The organism is Acinetobacter sp. WC-743 (assembly GCF_000335555.1).
Lineage (GTDB): Bacteria > Pseudomonadota > Gammaproteobacteria > Pseudomonadales > Moraxellaceae > Acinetobacter > Acinetobacter bereziniae.
In genome coordinates, this window is the sequence record NZ_AMFQ01000097.1 from 15466 (window position 1) to 34904 (window position 19439).

16 protein-coding genes are annotated in these 19439 nt (G+C 38.5%); 8 read left to right on the forward strand and 8 right to left on the reverse strand.

Going from position 1 to position 19439, the window contains the following annotated elements; all coding sequences use genetic code 11:
• Positions 1-286: 286 nt before the first annotated feature.
• The 3 genes from ACINWC743_RS13710 to ACINWC743_RS13720 form a co-directional block, all read right to left on the reverse strand.
• Positions 287-1750 carry an amino acid permease gene (locus ACINWC743_RS13710; RefSeq protein ID WP_004829930.1) on the reverse strand — a complete coding sequence of 488 codons (1464 nt, stop codon included), beginning with the start codon at positions 1748-1750 and terminating at the stop codon, positions 287-289.
• 2 nt (positions 1751-1752) lie between these two features.
• Positions 1753-2784 carry a class I SAM-dependent methyltransferase gene (locus ACINWC743_RS13715; protein ID WP_004829927.1) on the reverse strand — a complete coding sequence of 344 codons (1032 nt, stop codon included), beginning with the start codon at positions 2782-2784 and terminating at the stop codon, positions 1753-1755.
• Between the two features lie 70 nt (positions 2785-2854).
• Entirely contained in the window at positions 2855-4228 is a 1374-nt protein-coding gene (locus ACINWC743_RS13720; RefSeq protein WP_004829925.1) for a uracil-xanthine permease family protein, read from the reverse strand.
• Positions 4229-4402: 174 nt separating this feature from the next.
• Between ACINWC743_RS13720 and typA the strand changes: the two genes are divergently transcribed.
• The 4 genes from typA to ACINWC743_RS13740 all read left to right on the forward strand — a co-directional run bounded on the left by typA (position 4403) and on the right by ACINWC743_RS13740 (position 8567).
• Entirely contained in the window at positions 4403-6238 is a 1836-nt protein-coding gene (gene typA / locus ACINWC743_RS13725; protein WP_004829923.1) for a translational GTPase TypA, read from the forward strand.
• Positions 6239-6431: 193 nt separating this feature from the next.
• Positions 6432-6863 carry a large conductance mechanosensitive channel protein MscL gene (mscL, locus tag ACINWC743_RS13730; protein WP_004829921.1) on the forward strand — a complete coding sequence of 144 codons (432 nt, stop codon included), beginning with the start codon at positions 6432-6434 and terminating at the stop codon, positions 6861-6863.
• Between the two features lie 133 nt (positions 6864-6996).
• Entirely contained in the window at positions 6997-7638 is a 642-nt protein-coding gene (locus tag ACINWC743_RS13735; RefSeq protein WP_009585871.1) for a hypothetical protein, read from the forward strand.
• A 14-nt stretch (positions 7639-7652) separates the two neighbouring features.
• Entirely contained in the window at positions 7653-8567 is a 915-nt protein-coding gene (locus ACINWC743_RS13740) for a hypothetical protein (protein WP_009585929.1), read from the forward strand.
• On the opposite strand, the gene ACINWC743_RS13745 is transcribed toward ACINWC743_RS13740, so the two are convergent.
• A complete protein-coding gene (locus tag ACINWC743_RS13745; RefSeq protein ID WP_005033515.1) occupies positions 8564-8848 on the reverse strand; it encodes a peptidylprolyl isomerase in 285 nt (94 codons plus the stop codon). The two genes, ACINWC743_RS13740 and ACINWC743_RS13745, sit on opposite strands and share 4 nt — an antisense overlap.
• Positions 8845-9696: a bifunctional DNA-formamidopyrimidine glycosylase/DNA-(apurinic or apyrimidinic site) lyase gene (mutM, locus tag ACINWC743_RS13750; protein ID WP_009585979.1), complete on the reverse strand. Its 852-nt coding sequence runs from the start codon at positions 9694-9696 to the stop codon at positions 8845-8847. The genes ACINWC743_RS13745 and mutM overlap by 4 nt, the downstream gene beginning before the upstream one ends.
• A gap of 389 nt (positions 9697-10085) precedes the next feature.
• On the opposite strand from mutM, the gene ACINWC743_RS13755 reads away from it, so the two are divergent.
• The 4 genes from ACINWC743_RS13755 (at position 10086) to ACINWC743_RS13770 (ending at position 15713) form a co-directional block, all read left to right on the forward strand.
• A complete protein-coding gene (locus tag ACINWC743_RS13755) occupies positions 10086-11384 on the forward strand; it encodes a carbohydrate porin (RefSeq protein ID WP_009585904.1) in 1299 nt (432 codons plus the stop codon).
• 42 nt (positions 11385-11426) lie between these two features.
• Positions 11427-13541 carry a TonB-dependent receptor gene (locus ACINWC743_RS13760; protein WP_009585874.1) on the forward strand — a complete coding sequence of 705 codons (2115 nt, stop codon included), beginning with the start codon at positions 11427-11429 and terminating at the stop codon, positions 13539-13541.
• A 19-nt stretch (positions 13542-13560) separates the two neighbouring features.
• Complete coding sequence (locus ACINWC743_RS13765) at positions 13561-14679, forward strand: NADH:flavin oxidoreductase/NADH oxidase (RefSeq protein WP_009585885.1); 1119 nt, start codon at positions 13561-13563, stop codon at positions 14677-14679.
• A 110-nt stretch (positions 14680-14789) separates the two neighbouring features.
• Positions 14790-15713, forward strand: coding sequence for an AEC family transporter (locus ACINWC743_RS13770; RefSeq protein WP_009585896.1), 924 nt, complete (start codon positions 14790-14792; stop codon positions 15711-15713).
• A gap of 35 nt (positions 15714-15748) precedes the next feature.
• Here ACINWC743_RS13770 and ACINWC743_RS13775 read toward each other — a convergent pair whose 3' ends face one another.
• The 3 genes from ACINWC743_RS13775 to ACINWC743_RS13785 form a co-directional block, all read right to left on the reverse strand.
• Entirely contained in the window at positions 15749-16561 is an 813-nt protein-coding gene (locus tag ACINWC743_RS13775) for a tetratricopeptide repeat protein (protein WP_009585964.1), read from the reverse strand.
• A 226-nt stretch (positions 16562-16787) separates the two neighbouring features.
• Positions 16788-17495 (reverse strand): DsbC family protein, encoded by a 708-nt coding sequence (locus ACINWC743_RS13780; protein WP_009585925.1) that lies wholly within the window; start codon positions 17493-17495, stop codon positions 16788-16790.
• A 104-nt stretch (positions 17496-17599) separates the two neighbouring features.
• A complete protein-coding gene (locus ACINWC743_RS13785; RefSeq protein WP_009585893.1) occupies positions 17600-19264 on the reverse strand; it encodes a DKNYY domain-containing protein in 1665 nt (554 codons plus the stop codon).
• Between the last annotated feature and the right edge of the window lie 175 nt (positions 19265-19439).

Below are 19439 nucleotides of genomic sequence, written 5' to 3' on the forward strand. Positions count from 1 at the left end.
GAAACTGACATTCGGACACTTTGATTAAATCAGTGTCCGTGAGTAGACGACGACTTAATCTTAATTCAATGTTTTCTCAAGTTGTTGCATGTCGTACTCCTGTTTATTTTTTGATTCGAAAATCAAAGACCAAAATTCTGTTTGGATATTACCCAATGGGCGCTATTCTATAAATAAAAAAAACTTTGTCAATCCATCCCGCCAATTTTTTTAGATTAAACAGGGGCGTTCAAGCTAAAAAAAATAATAAAGCAGCTCGAAAGCTGCTTTATCTAAATATTCTAATTTATTCTTTTTCCACTGAAATTGGACTGACATCCATTTTGTCATAAGGTACAAATTTAGTTTTATGCTTCCATTTATAACCAAGCCAAATCACAAGGAACAGCGGAATACTGATATAAGTGGACAGCACGCTCATCCATTTTCCTGCAAGAATAGCCTCTGAATTTTGTCCAAGAATAATAATGGCACAGAGAATAAATGCAAACCAAGGACCAAATGGGAAGAATTTTGCTCGATACGCTAAATCTTCCAGTTTGTGACCTTGTGCCAAATAGCCTTTACGGAAGCGATAATGCGAGACTGCAATACCTAACCACACGATAAAACCACACATTCCTGACATATTTAACAGCCACGTAAATACCACACTTTCACCAATAAAGGTGGTCAAGAAACACAGTGCTGCAATTGCAGTCGTGGCATAGAGTGCATTCATTGGCACGCCACGCAGATCGAGTTTAGCGAAAATTCGTGGTGCTTTTCCTTCACGAGCCATATCAAATAACATACGTGTTGATGAATACATGCCCGAATTACCCGCAGACATAATGGCAGTTAAAATCACCGCATTCATTAAGCCTGCTGCAAAAGCTAATCCTGCTTTTTCGTACAATAAGGTAAATGGTGAAAGGGTAATATTACCGTCGCCTTCAGCAGCAAGAGCAAGATTTGGATCTGTATATGCCACCAAGGTACCGATGATAAAAATACATAAAATATAGAATAACAGAATTCGCCAGAAGATCTGTTTGATTGCAATCGGAATGGTTTTCTTTGGATCTTTAGATTCACCCGCAGCAACGCCTACCATTTCAGTTCCCTGAAATGAGAATCCTGCAATCATGGCAACACCGACCAAGGCTTGGAATCCACCCACGAAAGGTGCATCACCAATGGTCCAATTCTTTGTAATTGAATCTGTTGGATCTAACATGATTTTGCCAATCATGAATAAGCCAATCACAATAAAGAACAGGATGGCAATGACTTTGACCAAGGAGAATAAGAATTCACTTTCACCAAAGCCTTTGACGGTTAATGCATTGATAAAGAAGATAATGGCGAGAAAGATTGCACTCCACCAGAATCCAGGAATATCGGGAAACCAAAACTTCATAATGAACTGAACTGCAACCAGCTCAAAAGCAACAGTAATTGCCCAGTTATACCAATAGTTCCAACCCAGAGCGAATCCAAAGCCTTCTTCTACATATTTATTACCATAGGTAAAAAATGCACCTGAAGTTGGGTTGTGAGTTGCCAATTCACCCAAACTGGTCATTAAGAAATAAATCATAATACCAATCAGTACATAGGCAAGTAGTGCTCCACCTGGACCTGCTGTGGCAATGGTTTGACCAGAAGCAAGAAATAATCCTGTACCGATAGAACCGCCAATCGCGATCATGTTTAAATGTCGTGCTCCAAGCTTACGCTGGAGTTGTGGATGATCTGTTTCGCTCATCGTTATTCCTTACTGCTTTTTTGAGTATTGGCGAATAGCACTTTAAAGCCTTGTTGATCGGCTTTTGTAATGCATTGACCAAAGCTCTGCTCAATGAGTAATGGGTAATTTAGGAAGCGGTTTGCCACAATCCATAATTCACCGCCTGATTTTAAATGTCGTCTTGCAGTTTTACATAATGTTTCACTGGCATTGTAGTCGGTTTGAATACCTTGGTGAAACGGTGGATTGCTGACGATGGCATGTAAAAACAATGGCGCATCCTCAATTCCAGTCACTGCTTTTATTTCGAGTTGTTCTAAAGGTAGATGATTCTTTTCAAACGTCATTTGTGTTGAAGCTAAAGCAAAAGCATCAACATCTAAAGCAAAAATACGATTTTTAGGATTGAGTTTTGAGAGAAATGCGCTGATGACCCCCGCACCACATCCAAAGTCAGCAATTTTTCCTGAAGTGACTTGTTTCAAATAAGGCAATAGTACAGCAGTTCCAATATCTAATCGATTTTGACTAAATACACCAGGTAGGGCACAAATGCGAAGATCACCTGAAGGCGTGCTGACATTGTATTCTTGCGCCCATTGTGCGAGCGGTTTCGGAGTCACGGTTTTATCAGTCGTCAATTGCCACATTTGGCAATGACGTGCGCTGTCTAATTTTATGGCTTGACCATAAGGCAATAATTGTTTTGCAGCACGTTCAACACCGCCTTTCTTTTCTCCAACCAAAAAGATTGAAGCGCCGATTGCTAAACGAGCAACCAACTGATGCAGAACATAATTGAGTAATTCTTTGGATTTTGGGACAAAAACAATAGCTTGATCAAAATCAGCCTCTGCCATGTCTGTTCCAAAATGCACGTTGGCTTGTTGGTTTTGGAAATATTGGAACTCATTGTAATTCCAAGTCCAAACACTTGCCTCGATGTCATGAGCTAAATTTGAAAGTAGATCATCCGTTGGTGCATTGACCAATAAAACACGTCCAGAGAGATAGTCATGCTGTCGAATGACAACTTCACTTCTTGGCTCCATATTCACCATCCATCATTAAAATTGAACAATAATGCCCAGTCTAGGCTGGGCATTATAAAGAATTGATTCGTTATTTTTTAGTTTCAGGCAAAACTAAATTTAAAATTAAGGCAGCTAGTCCGCCTGTCGCAACACCAGAACTAAAGATATTGCGTGGTAATTCTGGTAAATGTTCTAAAATTTGAGGAACTTGGGCAACACCTAAGCCAAGTGCAAGTGAAATTGCAATAATCAACAATGCACGACGGTCAAGTTGAATTCCAGATAAAATGTTAATTCCCGATGCTGCTACAGCACCAAACATCACCATGACTGCACCACCAAGAACGGCTTGAGGCACAGCTTGGATGATTCCAGCAACAGCTGGAAATAATCCAAGAATGATGAGCATGATCGCAATCCAAATACCGACAAATCGACTCGCAACACCTGTCAATTGAATCACACCATTATTTTGGGCAAAAACAGAACTTGGAAAGGTATTGAACAGCCCTGCAAGAAATGAGTTTGCACCATTGACCAATACACCACCTTTGATTCGCTCCATCCAAACAGGACCATCAACAGGTTGGTTTGAGATTTTTGAGGTCGCAGTCACATCACCAATTGCTTCTAGAGAGGTCACGAGGTAGATGAATGCCATTGGAATAAACAAACTCCAAGAGAAACTAATTCCAAAGTGCATAGGTGTTGGGATTTGAATTAATGGGGCATCTTTTAAGCCTGAAAAATTTAAATAGCCCATAAAGCCTGCAAGAATATATCCAATCACTAAGGCGATTAAAATTGCAGAACTCTTAATCCAAACCACTTTAAATCGATTGAGCAAGATGATAATCGCCAATACTGTACATGACATAATCAGATTATCTTTGCTTGCAAAAGTGTGGGTGTCCATTGCTTGATAGCCACCCCCCATACTGATAAGACCTTCTTTAATTAAGGTCAATCCAATCAGCAATACCACGATTCCTGTCACCAATGGTGTAATGAGTTTTTTCACCCAAGGTAAAATGCGTGATACACCCATTTCGATAAATGAACCTGCGATCACCACACCAAAAATAGAAGCCATGACTGCTTCAACTGGAGTACCCGCTGCTACCATTGCAGAACCAATCCCAATCATTGGTCCAATAAAGTTAAAGCTTGTACCCTGTACGATCAATAAACCTGCACCAAAAGGTCCAATTTTTTTGCATTGTAAAAAAGTAGCTACCCCTGAAATCACCAAAGACATCGATAAAATCATGTTGGTGTCTTGAGGCGATACGCCTAGTGCTAAACAAATGAGTAAACCCGGGGTCACAATTGGAACGATAATCGCCAATAAGTGTTGTAAAGCAGCAAAAAATGCGATAAGTGGTTTTGGACGATCATTTAAACCATAAATAAGATCGATTTGACCCTGTTTTTGATCGGAAGAGGTATGAGAATCAGACATGGTACAGAAAGAGGAAGCTGCGAGATGGCGCTATTCTAATCGCTTTACACACTATTACAAAATAAAAAGCCAGCAGTTGTGAAAAAAACTTGTAACTGTCAATAAACTGTCACTACTAAAAGTTATCTTTTTTCTGTATAATTTGCCCTCAAATTTAAAGCGTATCGAATTTACATGTCTGATATTAAAACTCTCCGTAATATTGCCATCATCGCGCACGTCGACCATGGTAAAACGACTCTAGTAGATAAACTTTTACAACAATCAGGTGCACTCGGTGACCGCGCGGGTGAGATTGAGCGTGTTATGGATTCGAATGCGCTTGAGTCTGAACGTGGTATTACCATTCTTGCAAAAAACACTGCAATCAAATGGTTAGACAAACGTACAAACACTGAATACCGCATTAACATCGTTGACACCCCGGGACATGCTGACTTCGGTGGTGAAGTTGAACGTGTAATGTCTATGGTTGACTGTGTACTTCTTTTGGTTGATTCACAAGAAGGTCCAATGCCTCAAACTCGCTTTGTAACTCAAAAAGCGTTTGCGCGTGGTTTGAAGCCAATCGTGATCATCAACAAAGTAGACAAGCCAAGCGCTCGTCCAGACTGGGTGATCGATCAAGTATTCGATTTGTTTGATAACTTAGGCGGTAGCGACGAACAGTTAGATTTCCCAGTTGTTTATGCTTCTGGTCTTCGTGGTGTTGCTGGTCCATCTCCAGAAGAACTTGCTGAAGATATGACCCCGTTGTTCGAAACAATCGTAGATATTGTTGAACCACCTTCAGTTGATGTTGATGGTCCATTCCAAATGCAGATTTCTTCACTTGACTATAATAGTTTTGTGGGTGTAATCGGTGTGGGTCGTATTCAACGTGGTTCAGTAAAAACCAATACACCAGTGACTGTGATCGATAAAGATGGCAAGACACGTAATGGTCGTATCTTAAAAATTATGGGTTACCATGGTCTTGAGCGTGTAGATGTAGATTCAGCTCAAGCAGGTGATATCGTATGTATCACTGGTTTAGATGCATTAAACATTTCTGACACGATCTGTGATCCTAAAAATGTTGAAGCTTTACCTGCATTGTCTGTAGATGAACCTACAGTTTCGATGACTTTCCAAGTAAACAACTCACCGTTTGCGGGTAAAGAAGGTAAATTTGTAACTTCACGTAATATCCGTGAACGTTTGGATCGTGAGTTGATTCATAACGTTGCTTTACGTGTAGAAGATACTGACAGCCCAGACCGTTTTAAAGTATCTGGTCGTGGTGAACTTCATCTTTCAGTATTGATTGAAACAATGCGTCGTGAAGGCTTCGAGATGGGTGTTTCTCGTCCGCAAGTGATCATGAAAGAAGTTGATGGCGAAATGCAAGAGCCATACGAGAACGTAACATTTGATGTTGAAGAACAGCATCAAGGTTCTGTTATGGAGCAAATGGGTAACCGTAAAGGTGAGTTGACCAATATGGAAGTTGACGGCAAAGGTCGTATCCGTATTGAAGCAACTGTTCCATCTCGTGGTTTGATTGGTTTCCGTTCTGAATTCTTAACCATTACTTCTGGTACTGGTATCATGACTTCAAGCTTCTCGCATTATGGTCCTGCGAAACAGGGTGCAGTTGCGAAACGTCAAAATGGTGTGTTGATCTCTATGGTTAACGGTACTTGCTTAGCGTTTGCATTGTTCACTTTACAAGACCGTGGTCGTCTGTTTGCTGAACCACAGTTAGAAGTGTATGAGGGTATGATCGTAGGTATGAACTCTCGTTCAGACGACATGACTGTGAACCCAACTAAAGCGAAACAGTTAACTAACATGCGTGCATCTGGTACAGATGAAGCATTAACGTTGACACCTGCTATTAAATTCACGCTTGAACAAGCATTAGAATTTATTGAAGATGACGAATTAGTTGAAGTTACACCTAAATCTGTTCGTATTCGTAAAAAATTCTTAACTGAAAATGAACGTAAACGTGCTTCTCGTGGCTAAGTGTTTTAACTAGGAATAATTTCATTTCTAGAAAAAAAACCGCAATTTTTTAATAAATTGCGGTTTTTTTATATAAATGTAAAAGGCTTTTGGTTTTTAACAAAAAACGAGTAAATTAAGCGGAAATGTACATGGAAACATAATGTATACTTCGTCACATAAAAAATACCTAAAATTGGCTTGGAGTTAAAATATGAGTATTCTTTCAGAATTCAGAGAGTTCGCCATTAAAGGCAACATGATGGATATGGCAATTGGTGTCATCATCGGTGGGGCATTTGGTAAAATTATTGACTCATTGGTCAAAGACGTGATCATGCCATTGATCTCTGTAATCACAGGGGGCGGTGTAGATTTCACACAAAAATTTATTGTATTGGGGGACAACCCGAATAATTTAACTTCATTAGATGCTTTACAAAAAGCAGGTGTGAATGTTTTAACCTATGGTAACTTCATCACGATCTTCTTAAACTTCCTGATTTTGGCTTGGGTTGTATTTCTGTTGGTTAAATTCCTTAATAAAATCCGTAAACCTGCTGAAGCTGCGCCTGCTGCAACACCTGAAGATATTGAATTACTCCGTGAAATTCGTGATGAATTGAAGAAACGTCCGCAAGCCTAATAAATTGGTTTGAAGTTGCAGGATTATATATTTTTAAATGGTTTTAGAAATATAAAATGATTGTAAAGAAACGAATTGAAACGGTACGATTAAGTACCGTTTTTTATGCGAGAACATAAAAAGGATGATGGCTATGGTAAAAAAAAGCATAGGGATAGTGATCACACTCATGGCTTTATCCGCTTGTTCTGAGCATCCAAAAGAACAACAGGCGGTAGAAAAGGCTCAGGCTGAACGTGCAGATCAAGCGCAAGCTGCAAGTGGTTTGACGTTTAGTGATATGCCGAATGAACAGACCACGTATGCCACCATTGAAACAGATTCAACAGATGAAAATGAAGCACTGTTACTTGCTTTGGAAACACGGTTGTTAAAGGCTAATTTTGAATTTATTGAAAAAGACAGTGGATCATCATGGTCGGAAAATGATTGTACGCTCAACAAAGTCATACAAGTAAAAGGCGAAGGAATTCGTTCATATAAAGCCGTCAGTAAAGAAAAATTAGGTGATGATCAACAGTATCGTCCAGATTTTGTCTTGTTGGTGTTTAGTTTTAAAGATGAAGCGACAGCTGAACAAAGTTTTAAAATGCTGGAATCAGCCGTTAATTCGGCAGGAGGTTACTGCAATGGTAAATCGCCTGAAAATATTGTCAGAAATGGCAATGAAATTTTTTACTTTACGACCAGAGCAGAGATGTTTAGGACGTATATTGATGATTATGCGAAGTTTGTCCATGAGTTTAAACCTGAACAAGGTGATTCAAATATATAAAAGAGTTTAAATTCATGAGAATAGCTCAGATTTTTATTTTTTTGGCGAGTTTTCTAATCTATGGATGCCAAGCCCATGTTAAAGTTGATGAAAATTTTATTAAGCAGTTCAGCCCAGAAATACGCCCTCAAGTAACCTTGATGTGTGAACAATATGATTCTAATGATCAGGTTCAAGGAGTTTATTTTAGTCACTACGCATTTGGTTTATATACCTTTATTGGAATTAAAAACAACAGATTTGAAATATTAAGCTTTGATGATGTCAAGTATTCTTCTATGGATAAAGTTTCAAATATTGAATCGCAAACAGGTCAATATATAAAACGAAATGACCAAATCATTTTAAAAACGGAAAAAATGACTAAGTCAGACCCCTTGGCAAACCAAAGTGCAGATTTTGAAAACTTTATTTATTTGCGAAACTCTCAAAGTGCATTTCTAATTAAAGATATTGAGGATGTAGCCAGTTCAATGTCATGGTCACAAACAATGGGAAGTGCGCGTTCGCAATTTAAGAAGATTCATTGTCATATTCAGGATTATCATCATTATAAAGGTGATGAAGAACCATCACCATCTTATCAAGCATTGCCTAAACGCTTTAAAGCACTTGTGTTTGATCAACCTTTGCATTTGACAGTAAAGTCTGCGGAAGACATTTCAAAGTCATTAGAGCGAAATGATGATTCCGAAACAGTTATAGAGCAAACAGTTCAAATTCTAAGTGGCAATACTCAGAAGTTATTTATAAACCAGCCAATCTGTATTATTCAAGGGCAAGGTAAAGGATTATATGGATATATCAATCAACCAAGTCAGCCCCTTACTACAGCATGGATGAGTTTTGAGCAAGGTAAAAGTACGGGAATTGCCAGACAAGGCGATATCATTTCAACTTCATACCAAGAATGTAAATCTTTAAACTAAAAATCCATACGAAATTTAATTTCAACCAAATGAAAACCAAATTGACTTTTTACAGGTCCATGTAGGATATGTTCAGCTGCAGTAAACACCAATTTATCAATCACAGGAACAAGCTGTCCTTTTTTCACTTCACCCAGTTCACCACCACGTTTAGCTGAATTACACGTTGAATGTTGTTTCGCAATTTTGGCAAAATCAGCGCCATCATGGATCTTCTTCTTGAGCTGCTCTGCAAGATCTTTGTCTTTGACGAGAATATGTCGAACGATTGCAGTTTTCATTTACTTTTTCCTCGTGTCTTTTTAGTCGTATCTTTGGTTCGCTTAAGTGGTTGGCATTGGGGGCAAAAAACACTGGCTCTTTGTCCAAGTTTTAGATTTTCCAAAGTCGTTTCACAGTTGATACACATTTCACCTGCGCGACCATATGCCAACAAAGTTTGTTGAAAATAGCCATTTTCACCCATCGCATTGCTATAATCTCGTAAAGTTGACCCACCCAAATCAATTGCTTGCTTTAGGATTCGTTTAATTTCAATCACCAAATTTTGAACTTGTAGCTTTGATAAGCTTGACGCAGGTTGGGCAGGGTGAATACCCAAATTAAATAAGCTTTCAGTTGCATAGATATTTCCTACACCAACGACGATATGGTTATCCATGATTGCAACTTTTGTGCCGACATTTTTATTTTTTAATTTTTCAAACAAATATTCAGCATTAAATTCATCACTTAAGGGCTCAGGACCTAAAGTATCAATAAGTTTGCTTTGGCTTTGTTCATTCAGCCAAATAATGCAGCCAAATCGGCGTGGATCATGATAGCGCAATTGCATATCTTCAAATTGAATAATGAGGTGATCGTGCTTTCTCATTTCATCTGACTCATCACAAATTCTAAAGCTGCCTGACATCCCTAAATGCCAGAGCATTGTATGACGTTCGAACTCAGCCAAAATATATTTGGAACGACGAGTTAAACCAATGAGTTTTTGACCTTGAAGTTGCTGAATATCTTCTGGAATTGGCCAACGTAAGCGAGATTCACGGACTTGGACATACATCACTTTCTGATCGATTAAGGGAACTAAGCTGGTTTTAGTTGTTTCAACTTCAGGTAATTCAGGCATGCATGTGTCGTATTGGGATAAGAGCTCATTATTGTATGCAAGAATTGGATGGCTTTAAAGTGCGATACTGTTAGTCCTACGACTTTAGGTTGAACCCATAAGATAAATCGCAGAATGACGCGTTAGCGTGTTTGATAAGCTTTTGTTAATTAAAATAAAGTTTATTGATAAAATAAAGTTTTCCGATTGATAAAAAATATCTGATAGTTATATGTAAAAAAATGTGTAAATTTCTAGTAAATAATCTCTATAAATAATTTGGATTCTCCATAGTATTTTAGGCGTGATTGTGATTTTAAAATATGATTTTTATATTAATTTTATAAGGATCAAAAGTTTGAAATTAACAAAATTATCTGTATTCATTCTGCTCCAAATTAGGCTGCCCCATGAAAAAAATTGCTTATCCTTTATTGGCAATCTCTACTTTTACCATGATGTCTGTTGCATCGGCTGAAGATGCTTTTGACCTGCATGGATCAACCATGACAGGGGACTGGAATGGTACACGTACTGAGTGGGCTGAAAAAGGGATCAAATTCGATGGTACGATTGCCATGGATGGTTCATATCTCGCTGATGGTGGTTATGATGCACATCAAGCACCAACCTTTGCAACCCAGTTTGGTCTTGGAACTACTTTGGATATGACGAAATTAGCAGGTTGGAGTGATGTTACGATTCGTGCTTTAGTCACAGCACGTCAAGGGGAAAGCACATCATTAAGAGGGATTCAGGCACCTGATGCACCACAATGGGCAAACTCTCAAGCCAACTGGGGACGAGGTAATTCAGGAAGTCGTTTGAGTGAGCTCTATATTGAGAAGAATTTTAAAGAACAAGGGCTCAGTATTCGTGTGGGTCGAATGGGTTTGGGGACTGAATTTAATACCATGGCTTGTGATTTCCAAGGTAATGCATTCTGTGCTGCACAAATGGGGAAATGGCAAGGTAAGCTTTGGTATAACACACCCGTTTCACAATGGGGCGGACGTTTGAAGTATCAAATCAATCCTGAGTTATTCGCACAAGTCGGTGTTTTTGAATACAACCCAGACAATGCTTTGGAGCGTCAAGGCTGGAACTTGGATACCAAACATGCTGATGGTGTAAATATTCTTTCTGAAGTGGTGTGGTCACCAAAGCAAGGTTTCAATGCTTTACCAGGCAGTTATCGCTTTGGTACGCTTTACAATACTGCTGACGAGGCAAAAAATCAGTACGATGTGGCTTATAAAGCAGGAACTAAGGCTGAAGATCGTACATATGGCGGCTGGATTGCCTTTGAACAGCAATTGACCTCAGCAGGTGAGGGCAAACGAGGTCTACATAGCTTTGGTAATTTTACTGTACATGATCGAACGACAACAGCGGTAAGTGATTCACAACAACTGGGTTTAAAGTATTATGGACTATTTGAAAGCCAACCCAACGATATTCTAGGCTTAGCCGTCAATAGAGTACATTTGAACGATCGTTATACGGATTATGTGAATAATAGTCGCTTAGGCACAAATTTAAGACAGCTGAATGAAGATGCAGAGTATAATGTTGAGTTAAATTACTCATATTACCCTGCCAAATGGTTCATGCTTCGTCCTTTAGTGCAGTATGTGGTGCATCCTGGTGCAACCAATCAGGTCGACAATGCACTGGTCATTGGCTTGGGGTCTAAAATTATTTTCTAAAATTATTTTCTGCAATCACCCGAGGAAACCTAGATGTAAAGAGTGAAACATTTAAAAATTAATACCACACTACTTTGTTTAATAGTCTGTATTTCCCAGAACATCTATGCTGAATCGGAATCTCAGGGTTCGACTCAGCAACTCCCCACCATTAAAGTTGAAGCAACACGCTCAGACACGAGCATACTCAATACGCCTGCATCTGTTTATCGTATAGACCAACAACAAAATCAAAATAATATGGGAGTGAACCTCACTGAAACTCTCAAAGGCATTCCGGGCTTACAGCTCAATAACCGTGAAAATTATGCGCAAGATTTACAACTGTCCATGCGTGGCTTCGGTGCACGTTCAACCTTTGGTGTCCGTGGTATCCGTTTGTATGTGGATGGTATTCCTGCAACCATGCCCGATGGACAAGGTCAGACGTCAAATATTGATTTAAGCAGTTTGGATCATATTGAAGTACTGGGTGGACCTTTTTCATCACTCTATGGAAATTCTTCAGGTGGGACGATTCTAACGACGACCAAAGAGGGAACAGGGCGCGATTCGATTGAGTTAGGATACTCAGGTGGAAGTAACAATAAAGGGCGTGCTGATATTGTTTTACAAGGTGGTGCCGATAAAGCCAATGAGCCAAGTTATGTGATTAGTTCTTCGTATTTTGATACTGATGGCTATCGTGATCATAATGCAGCAAGAAAAACCTTGAGTAATGCTAAACTCACTTGGGATTTAGATGACGGCTCAAAAATTAATTGGATCACCAACTATGTTAATATTCATGCGGATGATCCACAAGGTCTCAGTCGGGATCAATGGAAGCAAAACCCTAAACAAGTGAATGATAGTAAAAATATCTATAATGTGCGCAAAGATATTAATCAGACACAAACAGGTGTTAATTGGACCAAGCCCATCAACGACCAAAATGAAATTTATTCAATGGCTTATTTAGGTCATCGAGAGGTCACACAATATCAATCTATTCCGAATACTGCTCAAAAGAATCCTCGTCATGCAGGTGGTGTTATTGATTTCTCTAGAGATTTTTATGGTGCAGATTTACGTTGGACAGGTAAAGAGCTTTTGCCCAACACGCGTATCAGTTTAGGGCTTGCTTATGATGCCATGAATGAAGATCGCCAAGGATATGAAAATTTTGATGCCAATGGTCAATATGGAGTAAAAGGTAAGCTACGCCGTGATGAACGAAATACTTTATGGAATTTAGACCCTTATCTTCAGGCGGCTTGGCATTTTTTACCAACTGTACGGCTAGATACAGGATTGCGTTATAGCAATGTCCATTATGAATCTAAAGATCATTACATCACAAGCTCTAATGGCAACGATAGTGGGCAAACAGATTATAAAAAATTACTTCCATCAGCTGCTTTGACATGGGAAATTACGCCTGAGATTAGCAGTTATCTCAGCTATGCCAAAGGATTTGAAACACCAACTTTCACTGAAATGGCTTATCCAACCAGTGGAACTTCAGGGATAAACTTTGCACTGAAACCTTCGACCAGTGATAACTATGAACTGGGTTTAAAGGCACAAAATCAATTGGGTAATTTCACGGCTGCAGTTTTTCAAAGCAATACACGAGATGATATTGTTTCTGCCGGTTCTGTGGATGGTCGAGCGACCTATCAAAATGCAGACAAGACATTACGTCAAGGCGTTGAATTATCTTGGAATAAAAAATTATGGAAAGATATTACTGCACAAGCCAGTTATAGCTTCCTAGATGCAACATTTGATGCCGATATCCCAAATACAGATCCGAAAAAAGTCATCCAAAGTGGAAACTACATTCCCGGTATTGCTAAAAATCAAGCCTTTATTGGACTTGGTTGGCTTCCAGAAAGTGGTTTAAATGCTGGGGTCGATGTTCGTTATATGGATAAAATCTATGTTGACGATCTCAATACAGATACTGCACCAAGTTATACAGTCACCAGCCTAAATGTCGGTTATATCTGGAAAAACAAAGATTGGAAAGTCCGTAGTTTTGCTCGAGTCGATAATTTATTCGACAAAAACTATGTTGGCTCAGTTATTGTAAATGATGGTAATGGGCGATTCTTTGAACCTGCAGATGGTATTAACTGGAGTGCCGGTTTGAGTGTCACCAAACAATTTTAATTCGCTGGGAAAGTAATTTATGTCTGCTCAACCGAAGTTATTTGAATCCATTCAATTTGGCTCGCTCGCACTGAGCAATAAAATAATTATTGCACCAATGTGTCAATATTCTGCAACTAATCAAGGTGAAATCACGTATTGGCACGAACAGCAATGGGCAAATTATGCTTTGTCAGGTGCAAGCTTGTGTATTGTTGAAGCGACTGCGGTTCAAGCAGAAGGACGTATCAGCTATGCAGACCTTGGTTTGTGGAATGATATTCAACGAGATCAAATAAAGGCTTTATTGAATAAAGTAAAAACGATAGCGCCAACGCCTTTTGGCGTACAACTTGCACATGCAGGTCGTAAAGCCTCAACGGATAAACCATGGTTGGGGAAAGGGCAAATTGCAGCAGATCATGCGCATGGTTGGCAGACAGTTTCTGCCAGTGATATTGCATTCAACATTGAAGATGTTGCACCACACGCATTAACGCTTGATGAAATACAAGCCATCATTGATGATTTTGCTCAGGCTGCAATCCGGGCTGTTGAGGCAGGTTTTTCATTGATTGAAATCCACGCAGCCCATGGCTATTTGCTACATCAATTTATGTCGCCATTGTCGAATTATCGTACGGATCAATATGGTGGCAGTTTTAAAAATCGTATTCGCTTAACTTTAGAGGTTTTTCAAGCCATTCGAAATGCAGTGCCTGCCAATTATCCTATAGGTGTACGTCTTTCAGCAACGGACTGGATGGATGCTGAAAATGGTTGGAACATTGAGTCGAGTATTGGTTTATCAAAAGCCTTGGCACAGTTGGGAGCGGTCTATATCCATGTTTCTTCAGGCGGCTTACATGCTCAACAAAACATCAAGATTGGTGCAAACTATCAAGTGCCATTTGCCAATGCAATTAAACAACAGGTGAATATTCCAGTAATTGCTGTCGGGTTGATTACCGAGGCTGAACAGGCTGAACAGATTCTTCAGCAGGGTGAGGCAGATGCAATTGCATTGGCAAGAGCAATCTTGTATGACCCACGTTGGCCATGGCATGCTGCAGCAAAACTGGGCGCTCACATTTCGATTGCACCCCAGTATTTACGTTGTCAGCCTCATGGAATAAAGGATTTGTTTTCAGCATACTGATGACATCACAGTTTTGCGTAATCTATTATTCTTTTAAAGTATTTATATTCATCAAAGATATATTCTAGGATATATCTTTATTTACAAGTTCTGGAAAAGGAACGGTTTAAATGATTTTTTCGGTAATTTTTCCAGTATTTTTCTTGTTATTTCTGGGTTTTATCTCTGTCAAAATCCAATTAATAAATAAAGCACAGATCATAGCCTTGAGCGCTTTTGTGATCAAAATCGCTTTGCCTGCTTTGCTCCTTCATGCCTTAGCTTCAAAAGATCTGCATGAAATTTGGTATCCTGCATACTTCTTTGTCTATGCCAGTGTCACTTTTGCCTTATTTATTCTGGCTTTCTTCATAGGGCAGAAAATTTTTAAAAATCATTTTACCCATGCCTCAGTGTTTTCATTGGGGGCTTCCATGTCCAATACAGGACTATTGGGTGCTGCAATTTTAACTTTGCTCATGGGCAGTGAGGCCATGATTTACATCTCTTTGGTGGTCATCATCGAAAGTGTTTTTCTCGTGCCATTAATGCTGACTTTGGCTGAAATTGGACGCCAACGACAAGCCAATTTAGTCGCTATCTTAAAAATAACTTTTATAACCTTACTAAAAAATCCGCTATTTCTATCGGTAATGATTGGCATGAGTTGCGCAGTTTTCAATATACAGATTCCACATCTGTTAGATTCAGTTTTTGCTATGCTTGGGCAAACAGCTTCGCCACTGGCACTCTTTATTATTGGCGGGGGAATGGTGGGGCTCACTATTCAATCCTTTAATCTGCAAACCATTTATCTTGTGGTCTCAAAAAATATTTGTATGCCGATCTTGGTCTATTTGGGCTTTACCCATTTTACGGACTTAGATCAAAAAATGATTTATGCAGGTACATTAATTGCAGCTTTGCCGATGCCTTCGATCTTTGGAATTTTTGGACAGATTTATGGTTTGAATGAAAAAGCACTAACGCCGTTGATGATCAGTACATTTTTGAGTTTTATGGTTGTGAGTGTTTTGATCGGTGTATGGTGGTAAAGCACACATAAGCGTGTGCTTTACCCTTTGGCAGATTATTTTTTCGGAGCAGCAACTTTTGCTGGCGCTTTAGCTTTCTCAGCAATTAACTTATTGACCACTTCTAGGGATTCTTTCGCTTTAGGCACATTATTTTTTGCTAACTCAGCGAAAATCTTTTGCGCTTCAGGTAAGTTTTGATCAATGATATTGCCGTTGGTCAGCATATTTCCTACAGCCATTAATGCAGGAATATAGCCTTTTTTGGCTAAGTTTTGAATTTCATTGAGACCTTGATTCACCGTAGCTGCATTTTTCTTTTTTAAACCATCTGTAATGTCATAGAGGGCTTTGGCATGAATCGCAGGTGCAAAATCTTTTTTCACTAAAGGATCAAGTTTTTGTAAACCCAGCTTGTCTGATGCAGGCGTACCCTCTGCAAATAATAAAACAGCCAATTCTACAGTCGCGTCATCAAAACCTTGAGATGATGATTTCTCTAAGTATTCACGAACTTTCTTTTCATCTTTGCTTAAACCTAACTGTCCTACAGCATAGCTTTGAGCCAACACATAACTTGCAACTGGATAGCCTTTTGCTGAAGCATCCTGATAATATTTCAATGCTTTTTTATCATCTTTGGCAGTACCTTGCCCAGTTTGGGTTAAATAGCCTAAGTTATATAAGGCTTGTGCATTGCCTGTTTTAGCGAGGCGGTCTAATTCTTGATAGGCTGCTGGGTAATTTTTTGCTTGAATGAGTTCTTGTGCCTTCGCAAAAGCAGGATCAACATTACTTTTAGGCGCATCAGCAGCAAATGCTGAAATACTAGATAAACTCAAAAGTGCTGCAATAAGTGTTTTTTTCATTTTGAAACGGTACCTGATTTTAATTTCAACATAATTCCATTTATGGTGTCAGAATGGATTGATGACATTTTTAATCATAATTTGAAAATTAATAATGTAAACATACCAATTGTATTTGTTGGTGCATTTATGTTTTAGATTTTTTGTAGATAAGCATAAATTAAGCATGTTTTAAAGTTATTCTTGCAGAAGAAATGAAAATCATTGCTTCTGCTTTTCGAAAAAATTATTTAACTGCTTTTAACAATAACTCAATTTCACCTGCATCACGTGCACCTGAAATACGTGTTCCATCTTGTAAGAAGAAAGTTGGCGTACCATCTACATTCAGCGTTTTAGCCAAAGCGATATTCTTTTCTACAGGGGTGGTGCAAGATTTGGTTGAACTTGGTTGTTTTTTATCAAGGGTATAATCTTGCCATGCTTGGTATGGGTTTTTAGCGCACCAAATTTGTTGCGAGACATTTTCAGCGTTAGGATGTAAACGTGTGATTGGGTATAAGAATAAATAAATCGTCACGTTGTCGACATTTTTTAATTCTTTTTCAAGATGTTGGCAATAAGGACAATCGGGATCACTAAACACATAAATGGTACGTTCACCTTTGCCTTTGACATGCTTAATGGCTTGTTTTAAAGGTAATGATTTGACATCAATACTTTTTAAAACCTGTTCACGTTCAGCAGTTAGATTCTTTTGTTCTTTTAAATCAATCAAATTACCGACAAAGAAATATTTCGCTTCTTCATTGGTATAGACAATACGCCCCCCCATATAAACTTCATAAACATCTTTGATCGGCGAGTTCTGTACCGATTTCACTTCAATTTCAGGATATTTAGTTTTTAAGTTTTGTTCTAATGTTTTGATGTCCGCATGTGCAGAAGTAAAGCTGAAAATACTTAAACTGAGAAGAGATAACCAAATTTTCATGATAAAACTCGAAATAATAATATCGATATTGTGCACTCAATGGTACTTAAAAATATATTGAGATCATGTAATTGAGATTAAAAAATCTCACTCAAACCTGTTGTTCATTTTTTCAAAATGCTGTGAATACCATGTTGTGCCAATTGCTGTTGTAATTGTTCAATATACTGATTTAATTCTGCTTGAGAATCTACATTTAAACTCAACTTTGAACTAAAGTTGAAGCTCATTGAACGTTTGCCATTGTGTTGTACAATTCGGAAATGACCAATATAGCCTTTTGTATGTGTTGTTCTGTTTATACTAAATTCCACCTGTTGAATCTGCGCTATAGGATAAGCAGTCAGCATCAAATTGCTGACAATCAATTTATGATTTCGAATGTAAAATGGGGCAAAATTTAAATTAAACCTTTTAAATAACCAAATCAAAGCACTGAAAATAACAACAAAGATGAGGGGAGCAATAAAACCCCAATATTTGTCCGAGCGGTTCTCTGTCTTCGCCTCAACCAAAGTTATGTGTTTGGCTTCAACCATCTTCTGTTCATCAATCCACTGACGAATATCGTCTGTACGTGGTTGAGTTTTTAGTAAACTTTGAATGGTTTGCGGGTCACGAATATGATAAACCGTGGCTCGAATCAGTTGGCTGTCACCAAGCTGGTCGAAATAATAAAAAGCATTGCCATTTTTCCATACGCTACCGCTGTTGTAATTCACGTTTCCCAGTCGTTGCCAAGTCGAAACTTGTGGCTCATCTAATTTTAAAATACGCGTTACTCTGGAGGAAGATGAACCTTTGCTACTTCGATATTCACGGGCTTGTAAGTAGAGAAGTTGCTGACCATTCGAAAAAATTGCAGGCGCAATTTCTTTAAAGGATTGCCCTAAAAATGGATTATCCCCAGCACGTACCATTTTTTCTTTATTTACATCAAAATAATAGATGCCCGTGTCGTTATAAAATAACGCATGATTGCTGTGGTCACCATATTTGCTGAGCAGATGATAAGGTGCAAATTGTGGATCAAAGGCAAATTGATTGACATAAACCATGCCATCAATCGGATTGAATAAATAGCTTTGATTGTTAGAGTTCTCTATATCAAGGGTATAAAGCTTTTGATTGTCCTTTAAGCTAAGTCGTGTGTTGTTGAAGTATACGTTCGTACCATCTGCCCTAAAAATATGATTTTCTTCGCCAGAGACTAAGCGTAATTGATGAGAGTGAGCATCTGGAAGTAATTTTCCACGATAATAGGTCAATATTCCGTTACTGGCTGTATCAATGTCTGCATTGACTAGATAAGGTTGATCACCCTGTTCCAGTTTAAAATAAGGATAAAGATAACTTTGTGGTTTTGAACCAATGCCAAAATTTTGTAGTATGATTTGAAAAACTTCTTGAATCACAGATAAATTTTCATTTCGCTCAGTCATCGGTGAACAATACCAAGTCTCTTTTCCATCTGTGAAATAACTGTTGCCGATAGTCTTCAGTTTTTGCGGTTGTACACCTTTTAAAAGAATGTTGCCACAGTAGACATTTTTTTGATCTGCACCAAGTTGTCGGTATTGGTAATGGTCATTTGGCAAATAAAATGTTTTTGCATCTGCTTCGCGAATGAGGTAATCACCATTACTCGGTACTGAAGCATAAATTTGGTTGTTATATTTTTCAAATACTCCCATTTTCTCGCTGGTTGCATCAAAAGGTATGGTATTTGAATCTGGACCTGAACATCTAAATAAAAAGCTCAAGCTCAACAGAAGCCCCAAAGCTGTTAAGAGGAGAGTAATGGTTCGAAGGATAGAAAAAACATTGAAGGGATTCTGCATTATTCGCTTTATTTTTTTATTGTGATCAGTCCTCATGACAAGATCATTCTAATTTATTTTTTACCTATTCAGTAGCGAATTAAGTAGAGAATTGTGCAGATTG